This is a genomic window from Pandoraea sp. ISTKB, from assembly GCF_001721285.1.
GTDB lineage: Bacteria > Pseudomonadota > Gammaproteobacteria > Burkholderiales > Burkholderiaceae > Pandoraea > Pandoraea capi.
Map to the genome: position 1 here is coordinate 25,212 of NZ_MAOS01000031.1, position 15,223 is coordinate 40,434.

At 64.4% G+C, this 15,223-nt stretch carries 15 protein-coding genes; 14 read left to right on the top strand and 1 reads right to left on the bottom strand.

Annotated features, from left to right (window positions below):
- Positions 1–13: 13 nt before the first annotated feature.
- The 9 genes from A9762_RS11295 to A9762_RS11335 all read left to right on the top strand — a co-directional run bounded on the left by A9762_RS11295 (position 14) and on the right by A9762_RS11335 (position 9,883).
- Positions 14–958, top strand: a complete 945-nt coding sequence (locus tag A9762_RS11295) for an ABC transporter permease (RefSeq protein ID WP_069342144.1) — start codon at positions 14–16, stop codon at positions 956–958.
- Positions 959–971: 13 nt separating this feature from the next.
- The gene (locus A9762_RS11300; protein ID WP_240493515.1) at positions 972–1,919 is read left to right on the top strand and encodes an ABC transporter permease; all 948 of its coding nucleotides are present in this window, start codon (positions 972–974) and stop codon (positions 1,917–1,919) included.
- 60 nt (positions 1,920–1,979) lie between these two features.
- Entirely contained in the window at positions 1,980–3,617 is a 1,638-nt protein-coding gene (locus A9762_RS11305) for a gamma-glutamyltransferase family protein (protein WP_069342146.1), read from the top strand.
- 343 nt (positions 3,618–3,960) lie between these two features.
- Positions 3,961–6,456, top strand: a complete 2,496-nt coding sequence (locus A9762_RS11310; protein WP_240493516.1) for an MCP four helix bundle domain-containing protein — start codon at positions 3,961–3,963, stop codon at positions 6,454–6,456.
- A gap of 139 nt (positions 6,457–6,595) precedes the next feature.
- Positions 6,596–7,324 carry a methyl-accepting chemotaxis protein gene (locus tag A9762_RS11315; protein WP_069342147.1) on the top strand — a complete coding sequence of 243 codons (729 nt, stop codon included), beginning with the start codon at positions 6,596–6,598 and terminating at the stop codon, positions 7,322–7,324.
- A gap of 55 nt (positions 7,325–7,379) precedes the next feature.
- Complete coding sequence (locus A9762_RS11320; RefSeq protein ID WP_069342148.1) at positions 7,380–7,958, top strand: hypothetical protein; 579 nt, start codon at positions 7,380–7,382, stop codon at positions 7,956–7,958.
- Between the two features lie 88 nt (positions 7,959–8,046).
- Positions 8,047–8,688 (top strand): chemotaxis protein CheX, encoded by a 642-nt coding sequence (locus A9762_RS11325; protein ID WP_069342149.1) that lies wholly within the window; start codon positions 8,047–8,049, stop codon positions 8,686–8,688.
- A 56-nt stretch (positions 8,689–8,744) separates the two neighbouring features.
- Complete coding sequence (locus tag A9762_RS11330) at positions 8,745–9,110, top strand: response regulator (RefSeq protein WP_039400475.1); 366 nt, start codon at positions 8,745–8,747, stop codon at positions 9,108–9,110.
- 197 nt (positions 9,111–9,307) lie between these two features.
- Complete coding sequence (locus tag A9762_RS11335) at positions 9,308–9,883, top strand: MarR family winged helix-turn-helix transcriptional regulator (protein WP_083253838.1); 576 nt, start codon at positions 9,308–9,310, stop codon at positions 9,881–9,883.
- 134 nt (positions 9,884–10,017) lie between these two features.
- Here A9762_RS11335 and pcaQ read toward each other — a convergent pair whose 3' ends face one another.
- Positions 10,018–10,965 (bottom strand): pca operon transcription factor PcaQ, encoded by a 948-nt coding sequence (gene pcaQ, locus A9762_RS11340; protein WP_069342150.1) that lies wholly within the window; start codon positions 10,963–10,965, stop codon positions 10,018–10,020.
- 131 nt (positions 10,966–11,096) lie between these two features.
- Here pcaQ and pcaH point away from each other — a divergent pair, with 131 nt between their 5' ends.
- The 5 genes from pcaH to pcaD all read left to right on the top strand — a co-directional run bounded on the left by pcaH (position 11,097) and on the right by pcaD (position 15,174).
- Positions 11,097–11,807, top strand: coding sequence for a protocatechuate 3,4-dioxygenase subunit beta (pcaH, locus tag A9762_RS11345; protein WP_069342151.1), 711 nt, complete (start codon positions 11,097–11,099; stop codon positions 11,805–11,807).
- 3 nt (positions 11,808–11,810) lie between these two features.
- The gene (gene pcaG / locus A9762_RS11350) at positions 11,811–12,410 is read left to right on the top strand and encodes a protocatechuate 3,4-dioxygenase subunit alpha (RefSeq protein WP_069342152.1); all 600 of its coding nucleotides are present in this window, start codon (positions 11,811–11,813) and stop codon (positions 12,408–12,410) included.
- Positions 12,411–12,555: 145 nt separating this feature from the next.
- Positions 12,556–13,938, top strand: coding sequence for a 3-carboxy-cis,cis-muconate cycloisomerase (locus A9762_RS11355; protein WP_069342201.1), 1,383 nt, complete (start codon positions 12,556–12,558; stop codon positions 13,936–13,938).
- Positions 13,935–14,372 (top strand): 4-carboxymuconolactone decarboxylase, encoded by a 438-nt coding sequence (gene pcaC, locus A9762_RS11360; protein ID WP_069342153.1) that lies wholly within the window; start codon positions 13,935–13,937, stop codon positions 14,370–14,372. Before A9762_RS11355 ends, pcaC begins: the two co-directional genes overlap by 4 nt.
- Positions 14,373–14,385: 13 nt before the next feature.
- Positions 14,386–15,174 carry a 3-oxoadipate enol-lactonase gene (gene pcaD, locus A9762_RS11365; RefSeq protein ID WP_069342154.1) on the top strand — a complete coding sequence of 263 codons (789 nt, stop codon included), beginning with the start codon at positions 14,386–14,388 and terminating at the stop codon, positions 15,172–15,174.
- Positions 15,175–15,223 lie beyond the last annotated feature (49 nt).

Genomic DNA, 15,223 nt, shown 5'->3' on the forward strand with positions numbered 1-15,223 from the left:
GGGGACTGCCGCCATGCTGCGCCTCGTCGTCCATCGTGCGCTGGTTGCGATTCCCACGCTCATCATCGTGTCGATGATGATCTTCGGGCTTCAGAAGATGCTGCCCGGCGATCCCGTGCTCGCGATGGCCGGCGAGGACCAGAACCCACAGGTCATCGCCGCGCTGCGCGAAAAGTATCACCTCGACAAGCCGCTGCCGACGCAGTACGCGCTGTGGATCGGCAGCGTGCTGCGCGGCGATCTCGGCAACTCGCTGCGCACCGGTGAGCCGGTCACGTCGCTCATCGCTCAGAAGCTGCCCGTTACGCTGCAACTGGCGATGTTCGGGCTGGTCATCGCGATCGGCATCGGCATTCCGCTGGGCATTCTGTCGGCGGCCAATCGCGGCAAAGCCATCGATTACGGCTCGAACGTGCTGGCGCTCTCGGGCATGTCCATCCCGAACTTCTGGCTTGGCATTCTGCTCATCTTCCTGATTTCGGTGCGCTGGCAGTTGCTGCCGTCGTCGGGCTACGTGCCGCCGAGCGAAGACTTGTGGATGAGCTTCAAGACGATGGTGATGCCCGCGTTCGTGCTGGGGGCGGCGCTCGGTGCGCAACTGATGCGCCACACGCGTAGCGCGATGCTCGGCGTGCTGCGTACCGACTACATTCGCACGGCGCGCGCCAAGGGGCTGTTGCGCGGCACGGTGGTGCTCAAGCACGCGTTTCGCAATGCGCTGATTCCCATCGTGACGGTGCTGGCGCTGTTGTTCGGCGAACTGCTGGCGGGCGCGGTGCTCACGGAACAGGTCTTCACGATCCCGGGCTTCGGCAAGCTGGTCGTCGACGCCGTGTTCAACCGCGACTACGCGGTGGTGCAGGGCGTGGTGCTGGTGACGGCCGTCAGCTTCATCGTGCTCAATCTTCTGGCCGACGTGCTTTACGTCTTGCTCAACCCGCGCCTGCGTCGCGCCTGAGACCCCTTCGACTATGGCTGCTATTCAGACGTCATCCACGACACCCGCGACATCCGTGGCACCGGGCGCAGAGGCGAATCGGCCTGCGTCGTCTCCCGTGCCTGCGGCGAGCGCGGAGCGACTGCCGCGCCGGCGCTACCGCGGACTGCGCAAGTTCATGCGCAACAAGGCGGCGGTCGCAGGCGCGATCATCGTGGCGTTCGCGGTGCTCGTTGCGCTGCTCGCGCCATGGATCTCGCCCTACGATCCGATTGCGACGAGCTTCCTGACGGTGCGTCAGGCACCGAGTGCGTTGCACTGGTTCGGCACCGACGAACTGGGACGCGACATTCTCGCGCGCATGATCTTCGGCGCGCGCGCCTCGCTTGCTGCGGGTGTGGTGTCCGTGGGTATTGCGGTGATCATCGGCGTGCCGCTCGGCCTGCTCGCGGGCTACTTCGGCCGCTGGGTCGACGCCATCGTCTCGCGACTGGCCGATGCACTGCTGTCCATCCCGTTCCTGATTCTGGCGATTGCGATGGCGGCGTTTCTCGGCGCGAGTCTCACGAACGCAATGATCGCCATCGGCGTGTCGGCCATGCCGCGCTTCGTGCGCCTCGCGCGCGCGCAGGCACTCACCGTGAAGGCGGAAGAATATGTCGAAGGCGCACGCGCCATCGGCCTGACGGACGCGCGCATCATCGTGCGCTACATCCTGCCGAACGTGCTGCCGCCGATCATCGTGCAGGCCAGCCTGACGGTCGCCACCGCGATCATCGCCGAGGCGAGCCTGTCGTTTCTCGGGCTGGGGCAACTGCCGCCGCTGCCGTCGTGGGGCTCCATGCTCAACACGGCCAAGGACTTCGTCGAGCAGGCGCCCTGGATGTCCATTTTCCCCGGCATCGCCATCTTCCTGACGGTGCTCGGTTTCAACCTGCTGGGCGACGGTCTGCGCGATGCGCTGGATCCTCGTGAGCAATAAGCGTCCGACCCCGGCAGAATCCTTCCAACCAACATACATAAAAGGACAGCAGCGACTCCCATGACGCAATTTAACTGGCAAAACCCGTATCCGACACTGCGTATGCCGGTGTTCGCCCGCAACATCGTATCGACGTCGCATCCGCTCGCGGCGCAGGCCGGTCTGCGCATCCTGTGGCAGGGCGGCAATGCCGTCGACGCCGCGATTGCCGCCGCAGCGTGCATGACCGTCGTCGAGCCGGTATCCAACGGTCTGGGCGGGGATTGCTTCGCGCTGGTGTGGGACGGCAAGCAAGTGCACGGCCTGAATGCCTCGGGCACGGCGCCCGGCGCGTGGAACGTCGATTACTTCCGCAAGAAGTACGGTGAGGAGCATGGCATCGCGAAGCAGCCGATTCGGGGTCTCGACACCGTGACCGTGCCCGGCGTGATCGCCGGCTGGGAAGCCCTGCATGCGAAGTTCTGCAAGCTGCCGTTCGCCGACCTGATGGCGCCGGCCATCGAGATCGCCGAACGCGGTCACGCCGTGGCGCACATCGTGGCGCGCAAGTGGGCGGCAGCCGTGCCGGAACTCAAGAACCAGCCGGGCTACGCGCAGACATTCATGCCGAACGGCCGCGCGCCGACGACCAGCGAGATGATGCGCATGCCGGGGCACGCGCGCACGCTGCGTCTGCTCGCCAAGGAAGGCCCGCGCGCCTATTACGAAGGAGAGATCGCCGAGCGTATCGCGGCGTGGAACGTCGAGCACGGCGGCGCGATGACGGCCGAAGACCTGCGCGGCTATCGTGCTGACTGGGTCAAGCCCATCGAGAAGGATTACCGTGGCTACACCGTGCACGAGATTCCGCCGAACGGGCAGGGGATCGCTGCGCTGATCGCGCTGGGGATTCTCGACAAGTTCGACGTCTCCAGCCATGCCGTCGACCGCGTGCATTCGCAGCACTTGCAGATCGAGGCGATGAAGCTCGCCTTCGCCGATCTCTACAAGTACGTGGCCGACCCGCGCTCGATGGAAGTGACGCCGGAGCAGATGCTCGACGACGCTTATCTCACCGAGCGCGCGAAGTTGATCAACCCGGACAAGGCGACGCATTTCGATTTCGGCATGCCGAAGTCCGGCGGCACGATCTATCTGACGGCCGCCGACGAGCAGGGCATGATGGTCAGCTTCATCCAGTCGAACTACATGGGCTTCGGCTCGGGTGTCGTGGTGCCGGACTACGGTATCGCGCTGCAAAACCGCGGCTGCGGTTTCTCGATGGATCCCAAGTCGGCGAACGTGGTCGAGGGCGGCAAGCGTCCGTTCCACACGATCATTCCGGCCTTCCTCACGCAGAAGGTGAACGGCCAGCACGAGGCGGTGATGAGCTTCGGCGTGATGGGCGGCGACATGCAACCGCAGGGGCATCTGCAATCGGTCGTGCGCATGCTCGACTACGGTCAGCAGCCGCAGGCGGCTTGCGATGCGCCGCGCTGGAAGGTGAACCGCGACTTCACCGTCGATATCGAATCGACGATGAATCGCGAGACCGTCGACGGGCTGGTGGCGCTGGGCCACAAGCTCAAGTCCATTGACGATCCGTACATGGACTTCGGCTCGGGCCAGTACATCTGGCGTCTGGATCGCAACGATCCGGAGCGCGGCTACGTGGCCGCGAGCGACAGCCGTCGCGACGGTCTGGCGGCTGGCTACTGATCAGCGCCTGATCGGCTTCACTGTCCGTTGCCGGTCGGACGGCCTCGCCCCGAGGTGACGTCGACCGGTCGAGCACGGGTAGCACGCCGGGGGACGGTGTGAGGACCGAAACCTCATTCCGTCGCCCGGGATGTCCCCGTCAGTACGCACTCACTCATCTCGGATTCCTACACGGTGGTACGGCATTGGCTCGACGTGAAGCTTCTGTTGATTCATCGAATCGTCACAGTTCACCCGCAATAATCACGGCGCACGAGGAATCTACAAACTAATTCGGCGGCCGATCTACTGCGTCAACTCACGCGTGGCACCGGGCGCCGGTGCGACCCGGGGAAATGACGCAATGACCATCCGTCATCGAATTACGCTATTGGTGATCCTGACGTTCGTCGCGCTCTCGATCATCGGCGGCTACGCGGTCTACCAGACGCGCGCCAGCGCTCAGAAAGTCCGACAGGTAACGGAAGGCGTGGTGCCCAGCGCGCTGGCTTCCGCCGATCTCGTCTCGCAAGTCAAGGCGGTGCAGATCGCCACCATGACGCTGGTCTACGCGCCCGACGATACCGTCGTCGAACAGGCGCTCGACAATCTCAAGAAGCTGCGCGGCGATATCGACCAGTCGCTCGCCCGTCAGGCTGAAGGCGCCGCCAGCGACGCGCAGAAAGGGCTGGTGACGCAGGCCCGCGAGAGTGTCGAGAACTACTTCAACGCTATCAACGACACCGCCAAGCTCAAGCAGGCCGGTAAAACCGAGATGGCGCAGGCGTTCCTCTTCGCGATGGTCGCGCAGTACCGCGACGAACTCGAAGGCGTGGTCAACACGCTGCGCGTCGAGAAGAACCGCCAGAAAGACTCGGCCATCACCACGCTCAACGACACGCTCTCGACCACCACGACCGCCATCGGCATCGTGACAGGGCTGGCGATCGTGCTGCTCACGGCGATCGGCGCGTTGCTGTACCGCCAGATCACGCGTCCGCTCTCACGCATGCAGGCCATGATGAGCGAGATTGCGAACAGCCAGGACTTTACCCGCCGGGTGCCGGTCGGCCGCATGGACGAAATCGGACACTCCATCGTGGCGTTCAACGGCATGATCGAGAAGATTCAGGAACGCTCCGCACAGCTCAAGCAGAAGACGGCCGACATTCAGGCGATGTTGCAGAACATGCAGCAGGGCATTCTGACCGTGGTCGACGGCTCCAAGGTGCACGGCGAGTATTCCGCCTATCTTGAGGCGATCTTCGAGACGCAGGACATCGCCGGTCGCGGCGTAATGGATCTGGTGTTCGGCGACAGCGATCTCGGCTCGGACGCCCTCTCGCAAGTCGAAGCCGCCATCGACGCGTGCATCGGGCAGGACGCTATCAACTTCGCGTTCAACGAACACCTGCTGGTCGGCGAGATCGGCAAGCGCATGCCGGATGGACGCATCAAGCAACTCGATCTGACGTGGTCGGCGATCACCGACGAAAGCGACACGATCCTGCGACTGATGCTGTGTGTGCGCGATGTGACCGAGTTGCGCGAACTCGCCGCCGAAGCCAATGAGCAGAAGCAGCGTCTGGAGATGATCGGCGAGATTCTGGCGGTGAGCCAGGAGAAGTTCCATCACTTCATCGAAAGCTCGTCGGACTTCATTCGCGAGAACGAGCGGATCATCCGCAAGCACTCGCAGGCCGACAGCGCGGCCATCGCCGAGCTGTTCCGCAACATGCACACGATCAAGGGCAACGCGCGCACGTACAACCTGCAATACCTGACGAACGTCGTGCACGAGACCGAGCAGAGCTATCACGAACTGCGTCAGCCGGACGTCGCCCGCCTGTGGGATCAGGACGGCATGATGCGTGAACTCGAACGCGTGCGCGAGGCCGTCGACGCCTACGCGCACATCAACGAAATCAGCCTTGGCCGCAAGGGCCCGGGGCGTGCTGCCGACGAGCAATCGATGGTGGTCGACCGCGCTCACATCCGCGCCAGCCTGCGCATGCTCGAAGCGGCCGATCCGAACGATCTGCACCAACTGGTCGCCATGCGCGACGCCGTGCATCAGACGCTGCGTCTGCTCGGTACCGAAGGCGTTGGTGAAGCGCTGGGCGGCGTGCTCGACTCGCTGCCGTCGCTGGCCGGCGAACTCGGCAAACCGGCCCCGGCCGTGCGCATCGACGACAACGGCTATCGCCTGCGCGCCCCGGCCGTGCGGATTCTGCGCGACGTGTTCATGCATCTGTTGCGTAACTCGATGGACCATGGCCTGGAAGGGGCGGACGAGCGTCGTGCCAAGGGCAAGCCGGCCGCGGGCACCATCGACATCGAAGTCGGCCTCGATCACAACATGCTGCAAGTCACGCTGACCGACGACGGTCGCGGACTTGCCCTGCACCGGATTCGCAGCATCGCCGTGCAGCGCGGCTGGATCACCGCCGAGACGTATGTCACCGACGAGCAGATTGCGCAGTTCATCTTCCGCCCGGGTTTCTCGACGGCCTCGGAAGTCACCGAAGTCTCCGGGCGCGGTGTCGGCATGGATGCGGTGCAGGACTTCGTGCGTCGCGAACATGGTCGCATCGAACTGCGCTTCACCGACGAGCGCAAGGGCGCCGAGTTCCGTCAGTTCCAGACGGTGGTGTGCCTGCCCGATAACCTTGTCGTCGACGGGTTCGACCTGAACAGTGTTGCCGCTGATGCCGTCGATTTGCCCGCACTGGACGCTGTCGTGCCGCGTATTGGATTGAACGCGGGATTGAATGCGGGAACGAATGCGGAGATGGGCGCAGACACGAAGGCCGCCCCGGACAAGTCGCACGACGACCTGTCCCAAACCGGGAAGGTCTGACGCCTGAGCACTCGACAAGCACGATGGACGAGGCGGCGCAGACCTGAAGGGTTTGCAGCCGCCGCGCCATTTTTTGCGTGATGAATGTAGGGACGGCATGGGCGTTTCAGGCGTCGATGGCGTTCAGGGAGAAGCACGGATGGAAGCAGTTCAATGGCTACTGGCGGGTGCGCTTGCGGGCATCGTCGGTGCGGGCGCTGTGGGTTTTATCGCGCATCGCTGGCGCATGGCGCAGGCCACGGCGCACTGGCGCGCACTGACGAAGACGCACGACGAGGCGCTCGAACAGGCGCTTGAGCGCGAGCGTGTGGCGCTCGCCGACAAGGACGCGCTCGCGCAAACGCACGACGACGCCATCGCCACGTTGCAGGCAAAGCTGACGCAAGCCGAGCAGGATTTGCAGACGGCGCTCAAGTCGGAAGCCCTCGTGCTCGAAGCCAAGGCGATGTGGCAGGGCGAAGCGCAGCGCATTGCCGGGGAAGCGGCGCGCCTGCGGGGGCTGGCGGCCACCTTCGAGCGCTGGCACGAGCAGATGATTTCGCTGATGACGCAGAACCAGGACATGCACGCGAAGAATCACGAGTTGGCGTCGATCGTGCGCCACGTGCTGATCGTGTCGCTCAACGCGTCCATCGAAGCGGCGCGCGCCGGGACCGCCGGTCGCGGCTTCGGTATCGTCGCCAGCGAAGTGCGCGCGCTCGCCACGCGTTCGGAAGAACTGTCGAAGAGCTATCGCGACAGCCTGCATCGCAACGACGTCACGACGACCGCGACGTTCCAGGACATTCAGGCGGGCGGGAAGATGATTGCGGCATCGCTCTCCAGCGTCGAGGCGCTGGCGCAGCAACTGCATTCCCGTCTCCATTGAGTTGTCTTACGCGTCGTTATTTCTCTCAAGCATCCGTCAGCCAACAGGTTTCGTTGTGATCAGCGCTCACGCTCGCGACAGTTTCGAACGCATTCTCCACAAGGCAGCACGCACGCGTCTCGCGCGTTCGGTCGATGCCCCGTGCGACATCGCGCCGCTCGGCGTGCGCCACAGCGCGAAGGGCGACGCATCGGTGCAGGACGATGGCGTAGCGCTCACCGTGCGTCACGCCAACGTGGTGGTGCTCACCATTTCGGGCATCGACTTCCGCATGCTGCTCGTGCTGCATTTCGACGAGGACGACGCGACGAAGGCGTACTTCGTGGGCGACGATCAGGACAAGTCCTTTCGCGAGGCCTTTCTCGAAATCAGCAACCTGTGCTGCGGGGCGATCAATCAGGAGTTGCTGAGGTACTTCCCCGATCTCGGCATGTCGACCCCGTACGTGCTGAGCGCGCGCTGCGTGCCTCACCTCATGCAGCTCAAACCGAATCATCTGGCGTCGTGGGACATCACGCTCGACGGTTCGGTCAGTCTTGCCGCCACGCTATGCGTCTGTGCGCATGCACCGCTGGACTTCAACGCCGAAGTCAGCGAGACGCAGGACAGCGGCGGCGAACTCGAATTGTTCTGAGACGACTGCGCTTCACTGCCGGGTTGCAGCCCGCATCTTTTCTCGCCTCTTACGCGCTTTCCGTACTACGCCCTAGGAAATTACGACAATGAACCGAAGCACCCCCCGCGAGTCGGTCGGCCAGTTCCTGATCCTCGAAGACAGCGTCGAGCACGAGTACCCCGACGCGCTTGTGCGCGGCATGATCGACATCACCGACGGCGTGTTTCGCGGCCTGTTCGGCGACATCGAAGTGAGTTGCGATTCGCCCAGCGTGGTGCGCGATCGCATCATTTTTGGCGAAGTGTTCAGCCTGATCCCGCTCGAGAGCGCCTGGTGTCGCGGCTACATGATGATGCAAGCCGAGCAGGTGCCGTTCATGCAATTGCTGGAGCACACCGGGCGCTGCGAAGGGCAGGCCGGCTTTCGCGAACTGAACGGCATGCTGGGTGAGCTGACGAACCTCGTCTGGGGCGCTTTCAAGAATCGCTACATGGGCGATCCGCTGGCCGTCGACCGCACTCAGGTGCAGGTGCCGCTGCTCATCAATCACAAGCAGAAGTACATCACGTTCGGTACTGACAACCCGCAGTTGTGCTTCGTCTACCGCCTGACCGATCCGGTGAGCGGACAGATCGTCACGCTGCATCAGCATTTCGTTTTCAGCCTCAACTGGTCGCCCGAAGCGTTTCGCGAGGCGGCACAGGGCACGGCCGAGCCCGTCGAGACCGGAGCGCTGGAACTGTTCTGAGATTCCGGCTCGACACCTGCCACTGCACATTCACTTTTACACACAAGGACAACACCATGTCGAAGATTCTCGTGGTCGACGATTCGAGCACCGTGCGCGACGAAGTCGCCGGTTTTCTGCGCAAGAACGGCCTGGACGTGGACACCGCCGTCGATGGTAAGGACGGCCTGGCCAAGATCAAGGCAAGCCCCGGCGTGCGTCTGGTCATCAGCGACGTGAACATGCCGAACATGGACGGCCTGACGATGGTCGAGAAGATTCGCGGCGAACTCGCGAACGCCTCCGTCAACGTGGTGATGCTCACCACCGAAAGCAGTCCGGCCATGAAGGAGCGCGGCAAGGCCGCCGGCGTAAAGGGCTGGATCGTCAAGCCGTTCAAGGGCGATGCAGTGCTCGAGACGTTCCGCAAGCTCGCCAGCTAAAACCGGCAATGTGAGCGTGCAGGACATTCGGTGACTTCCGGCTTTGAGGGGAGCTGGGAATACCGATGGCGCTTGTCGCTCATGCCGCTCATCGATGGGATGAATCGCGGGCAGACCGTCGCCACCGCACGGTGGCGGCGTTACACTGCTGACTTTCCCGCATCACGCGAAAATCTGCGCATTCTCGCTTTCTCATCATGAGCGTCGTCCCACAGAAAAAGAAGTCTGTCGCCGCCACGTCGTCGACGGCCATCGCTTCCTCCTCGTCTTCCTTGCCCGACGCGATCGTGCATGAGGCGGGATCCGAAGCTGTGCATGGGGCGGCAGACACCGCGTCGGATGTGCGCCCGCGTCGCGCCAAGCAGCGCCTGACTTACGTCATCGCGAGTCTCGATCGTTTGCTGCGCCGCCACATGTCGGAAGCGCTGGCGCCGCTGGGCCTCACGCTCGCGCAATTCACGGCGCTTTCCGTGCTCGACGCGCGAGGCAAGCTCTCCAACGCGCAACTCGCGCAGCGCTCGTTCATCACGCCGCAGTCGGCCAACGAAGTGGTCAGCATCATGGCGTCGCGTCAGTGGATCACGCGCGAGCCCGATCCCAATCATGGCCGTATCGTGTTGCTGCAACTGACTGACGAAGGGCGTCGTGTGCTCGCGCAATGCGAAGCCGTCGCCAAGGAAATCGACACGCGCATGCGTGCGGGTGTGCCGCGTGAAGACGCCGCCGCCATTCAGCGCCATATCGAAACGTTTGTGCGCAATCTGCGCGACTGACGCCGGGGTTGTCCCGCGCTTTCCAGCCACTTCCCGCCTTTTCCCTCTTTTTCTCGCGACTTCCCCCTCCCGGTCTGTACCGCATCGCAGTGAACCGTTAATACGGCGGCGATGCGCACCCGTCGCGAACCTCGTCAGCGCAGCCCCGGCATGCCGTAGCGCACGCGCGCGGCTTCGCGCATGGCGCTGATGAGCATCTGCTCGGGCGGTGTGGGCACCGTGTCGTTGCGCCACAAAATGCCGATGGACTCCTCGGTGCCTTTCGTCGCGAAGGGCAGGGCGCACAGTGCGCCATCGGCAAGATCGTCCTGCACCGTGATCTCGGAGGCGATCCAGACGACGTCGTCGCGCAACGTCATGGCGCGCGCAAGCGACATCGACAGCAGCTCGGAATAGTCGTCCAGCGTGCCCACGCCGTGCGCGCGCAGGAAGCTATCGGCCGTGTGACGAAGAATCGTGCCGTGCGGTGGCAGCACCACGTGATAGTTCGCAATGTCGGCCATCGACACGCTGCGTTGCTGCACGAGCGGATGCTCGGGCCGCACGACCACGCACAGCGGCGTGGCGCACAGGTGCTCGAAGGTGAGACCCGCCATGCCTTCCGGATCGGACATGCGCCCGAGGGCGAGGGTGACCTGACCGGATTTCAGTTGGGTGAGCAGTTGCTGGTTCGCCCCGGTGTGCACCTGCACGACGATGCCGGGCCACTCGCGCCGGAAGGCTTCGAGCACGCCGGGCATCATCGCGGCGGCCAGCGTGGGCAATACCGCGATCTCGATCACGCCGCCGGTCTGGCCGACGGCGCGCGAAAGCACGTCGATGCCCTGACGCAGCGCGCTCACACTCGCGCCCGCGTGCCGCAGGAACAATTCGGCCTGCGCGGTGGGCCGGGCGCCGTTGCGGCCTCGGTCGAACAGCCGCACGCCCAGCAGGCCTTCCAGCTCGGCAATCGTCTTGCTGACGGCCGGTTGGGTAATGGACAGCGCTTCGGCCGCGCGCTGCAAGCTGCCATGCTGCGCGACCGCCAGCAGGCATTGCAGATGGCGCAGCTTGATGCGCCCGTCGAGAAGGTGTCTTTCCATGCCGGAAAGTTATGAAAAACCTAAGAAAATGTCAATAAATATATCCGTTGATTATGGATATAGTGTCGAAAACAAGCTGGCGATCGGCCAACGTGCCTGCCAGATCAGTCAACACAAAATGGAGTGAGACCATGTCGAAGACGACAACCGTCCTGCGCCCCCGCGACTGGGATTCCCATCCCAAGCTGATTGACAGCGGGTACAAGTCCACGGCGCTGCGCGGGCCCAAACAACTGCTCGTGCCGGTCAGGCAGAACCTCGCGGACCTGCGCTCGCCGGTCTACGGCAACGGCATCATCGGCGCGCTCGACGGCGATCTCACGCGTAATGCCGTTCGTAATGGCGAACCGCTGGGCGAGCGCATGATCGTCACCGGCCGTGTGCTCGACGAAGGCGGCCGCCCGGTGCCGAACACGCTCGTGGAGCTGTGGCAGGCCAACGCATGCGGGCGCTACGTCCATAAGGTCGACCAGCACGACGCGCCGCTCGATCCGAACTTCCTCGGCGCTGGCCGCGCGATGACCGATGCCGACGGACGCTACAAATTCCTGACGATCAAGCCGGGCGCCTATCCGTGGAAGAACCACCACAACGCATGGCGTCCGCAGCATTTGCACTTCTCGGTGTTCGGGCATTACTTTGCGACCCGGCTGGTGACGCAGATGTACTTCCCGGGCGATCCGCTCCTCGCTTACGACCCGATCTTCCAGGCGACGCCGGCGCAGGCCCGCGACCGTCTGATTGCGCGCTTCTCGATGGATATCACCGAACCGGAATACGCGCTGGGGTACGAATTCGACATCGTGTTGCGCGGTGCCGACCAAACGCCGATGGAGTCCTGAGCCATGTCCAACACGTCAGATCTCAAGCAAACGCCGTCGCAGACCGTCGGTCCATACTTCGCCTACGGCCTGTCGCCGGAACAATACCTGTACGACTTCAAGAGCGCTTTCACGCCGGTCGTCGCGAGCGATCGCGCTGACGGGGAGCACATTCGTCTGATCGGTCAGGTATTCGACGGCGCAGGCAATCCGATCAACGACGCCCTGATTGAAATCGTGCAGGCCGACGCCCATGGGCGCTACGTGCAGACGGCCGACGATATCGAGCGCACCGGGTTCGCCGGGGCGGGCCGTTGCGGTACCGGTACGGATGCCGAGAACCGTTTTGTCATCGAGACCATCAAGCCCGGCGCGGCTGTGCAGGGAGACGCCCCGCGCATCGACGTCGTGCTGACGATGCGGGGCTTGCTCAATCATCTGTTTACGCGTATCTATTTCGACGACGAGGCTGCGGCTAACGCGCTGGACCCCGTGCTGCAACAAGTGCCGGCCGAGCGTCGTCACACGTTGATCGCCCGGCGCGAGACGAACGGTGGACGGGTGACGTACCGGTTCGACATCCGTATGCAGGGGGACGAGGAGACGGTGTTCCTCGACCTGTGATGTCGCACACGTCATCGGCAACCTAAACCGATACGTCAGACCAGGACTGGCGCGGCTTCGGGCTGCCGGCATGCGAATGCCGGTGGCCCGTGGCCGTATCTGCATTTTGCAACGCACCAACAACGCACCTAACATCGATTTCCCGATGACGGAACTGCTTGATTCCTTGCTGCGCGGCGCGGCCGTGTCGACGCGATTTTCCCGCGACGCCACGCTCCAGAGCATGCTCGACTTCGAAGTGGCGCTGGCCGCCGCCGAAGCCGAAACGGGGCTGATCCCGGCCACCGCCGTCGCGCCGATTACCGCGGCCGCGCGCGCCGGCGACCTCGATTGGGAGGCGCTGCGCGACGCTGCTGCCTGCGCGGGCAACCTCGCCATCCCCCTGATCAAACAACTTACAGCGCGCGTGAAGACGCTCGACGCCGATGCCGCCCGCTATGTGCACTGGGGCGCGACCAGTCAGGACGCCATCGACACCGGCCTCGTACTACAGATACGCGGCGCCCTCGATGATCTCGGCACCGATCTCGATGCGCTGATTCAGCAACTCGCGGCGCAAGTGCGCCAGCATCGCACCACGGTCATGATCGGACGGACGTGGCTTCAGCACGCCTTGCCCATCACCTTCGGCCTCAAACTGGCCGGCACGCTCGACGCATTGCTGCGTGCGCGCGCCGACCTCACGAGCGTGCGCGATCAGGTGCTTTGCGTGCAGTTCGGCGGCGCGGCGGGCACGCTGGCCTCGCTCGGCACGCACGGCCCTGCGGTGGCGGCGGCGCTGGCGCGTCACCTCGGATTGTCGGACGCGGCGACGCCCTGGCACGGGCAACGTGACCGGATCGTGCGCGTGGGGAGCTGGGCGGCATCGCTGACGGGCTCGCTCGGCAAGTTCGCGCGCGATACCGCTCTGCTCACGCAGACGGAAGTCGGCGAGATCGCGGAAGCCTCCGGCCCGGGGCGCGGCGGCTCGTCCACCATGCCGCACAAGCGCAACCCGGTCGGTTGCGCGGCAATCCTCGCGGCAGCCGCGCGCACGCCGCAACTCGTTGCCACGCTGTTCGGCGCGATGCAACAGGACCATGAGCGCGGACTCGGCACCTGGCATGCGGAGTGGGAGACCTTGCCCGAACTGCTCATGCTGTGTGGTGGTGCGCTGGCGACGGCGCGCACGCTCGTGCAGGACTGGACCGTCGACGTGTCTCGCATGCGTGCGAATCTCGACGTCACCCATGGGTTGATCATGGCCGAAGCCGTGACGATGGCGCTCGGCGAATCGATGGGGCGACTCGAAGCGCATCGGCGCGTGGAGGCCCGTTGTCGCGATGCGCTCGCGCAGGGGCGTCACCTGCTCGACGTGCTTCGCGAGGACGCCGACATCACCCGCATTCTGTCCGGCGAGGCGCTTGAACGCCTCACGGATCCCCAACACTATCTCGGCGCTGCCGACACGTTCGTGAGCCGTGTGCTCGCACAGGTGGACGTGGCAACGGTCGCGCCGTCTTCACCTTCCGGCAGGACATCCCAATGAACGATCAGGAACGCTACGACAACGGCATGGAAGTGCGACGCGGCGTGCTCGGCGACGCGCACGTGGACCGCACGCTCACCCGCCGCAACGAGTTCAACGACGACTTCCAGAACTTCATCACGCGCTTCGCCTGGGGCGACATCTGGACCCGCCCGGGCCTCACGCGCCACATGCGCAGCATGATCACGCTCTCGCTGCTCATCGCGCTCAATCGCGGCGACGAATTCCGCATGCATGTGCGCGCCGCGTTCAACAACGGTGTGACGCGCGAAGAGATGAAGGAACTGTTCATGCACGCCGCGCTGTACGCCGGCCTGCCCGCGGCCAATCAGGCGATTCACGATGCCGAGAAGGTCTTCGCGGAGATGGAAGCCGCCGAGCCGGGATCGACGACGCGCGCACCGAAGTCCGCGACGCCGGACGCACAAGGTTGAGGGAACAAGACAAATGACCGTGGAATGTCTGATCGACGTGGGCGATGCCCAACTGCGCGTGGCTATCGATGGCGACGACCATGCGCCGGCGCTCGTGCTCTCGAACTCGCTGGGCACGACGCTGGAGATGTGGGCGCCGCAAGTGCCTGCGCTTGCACGTGAATTCCGTGTGATCCGCTACGACACGCGGGGGCATGGCGGATCGTCCGTCACGCCCGGGCCGTACGTGATCGATCAATTGGGGCGCGACGTCGTCGCTCTGCTCGACGCACTGGACATCGAGCGCGCCAGTCTCGCCGGTGTGTCGATGGGCGGCATGACGGGCATGTGGCTGGGGATTCACGCGCCGCAACGTCTGGACCGCCTCGCCATCGTCTGCTCGTCGGCCCATATCGGCGCCGAGGACGTGTGGAACGGCCGCATTCGAGCCGTGCAGGCCGACGGTATGAACGCCGTGACGGATGCCGTCGTCTCGCGCTGGTTCACACCGGAATACGCGCAGCGTGAGAGCGCCACCGTCGAACGGATGAAGGCGATGTTCCGCTCGCTCGCCCCGGCGGGTTATGCCGCGGCATGTGCGGCGGTGCGCGACATGAACCAACTGGATGAGATCGCCGCGATCACGGCGCCGACGCTGATCGTGACCGGCGCCGGCGATCTGGCGACGCCACCTGCCATGTCGACGGCCATGGTCGAGCGCATTCGCGGCGCGCAGCAGGTCATCGTGCCCGGGGCGCATCTGTCGAACATCGAGTGCGCCCCTGCCGTGACCGACGCGTTGCTGAGTTTCCTGCGCGGCTAAACGGTTTCGATGGCGCCGATGTCGTTCCGTCGGCGCGATCGTCAGTCAC

Bases quoted from the DNA above. Each gene is read 5' to 3' on its own strand.
- A9762_RS11295 (WP_069342144.1), top strand. From the start codon at position 14: ATGCTGCGCCTCGTCGTCCATCGTGCGCTGGTTGCGATTCCCACGCTC.
- A9762_RS11300 (WP_240493515.1), top strand. From the start codon at position 972: ATGGCTGCTATTCAGACGTCATCCACGACACCCGCGACATCCGTGGCA.
- A9762_RS11305 (WP_069342146.1), top strand. From the start codon at position 1,980: ATGACGCAATTTAACTGGCAAAACCCGTATCCGACACTGCGTATGCCG.
- A9762_RS11310 (WP_240493516.1), top strand. From the start codon at position 3,961: ATGACCATCCGTCATCGAATTACGCTATTGGTGATCCTGACGTTCGTC.
- A9762_RS11315 (WP_069342147.1), top strand. From the start codon at position 6,596: ATGGAAGCAGTTCAATGGCTACTGGCGGGTGCGCTTGCGGGCATCGTC.
- A9762_RS11325 (WP_069342149.1), top strand. From the start codon at position 8,047: ATGAACCGAAGCACCCCCCGCGAGTCGGTCGGCCAGTTCCTGATCCTC.
- A9762_RS11330 (WP_039400475.1), top strand. From the start codon at position 8,745: ATGTCGAAGATTCTCGTGGTCGACGATTCGAGCACCGTGCGCGACGAA.
- A9762_RS11335 (WP_083253838.1), top strand. From the start codon at position 9,308: ATGAGCGTCGTCCCACAGAAAAAGAAGTCTGTCGCCGCCACGTCGTCG.
- pcaQ (WP_069342150.1), bottom strand. From the start codon at position 10,965: ATGGAAAGACACCTTCTCGACGGGCGCATCAAGCTGCGCCATCTGCAA.
- pcaH (WP_069342151.1), top strand. From the start codon at position 11,097: ATGTCGAAGACGACAACCGTCCTGCGCCCCCGCGACTGGGATTCCCAT.
- pcaG (WP_069342152.1), top strand. From the start codon at position 11,811: ATGTCCAACACGTCAGATCTCAAGCAAACGCCGTCGCAGACCGTCGGT.
- A9762_RS11355 (WP_069342201.1), top strand. From the start codon at position 12,556: ATGACGGAACTGCTTGATTCCTTGCTGCGCGGCGCGGCCGTGTCGACG.
- pcaC (WP_069342153.1), top strand. From the start codon at position 13,935: ATGAACGATCAGGAACGCTACGACAACGGCATGGAAGTGCGACGCGGC.
- pcaD (WP_069342154.1), top strand. From the start codon at position 14,386: ATGACCGTGGAATGTCTGATCGACGTGGGCGATGCCCAACTGCGCGTG.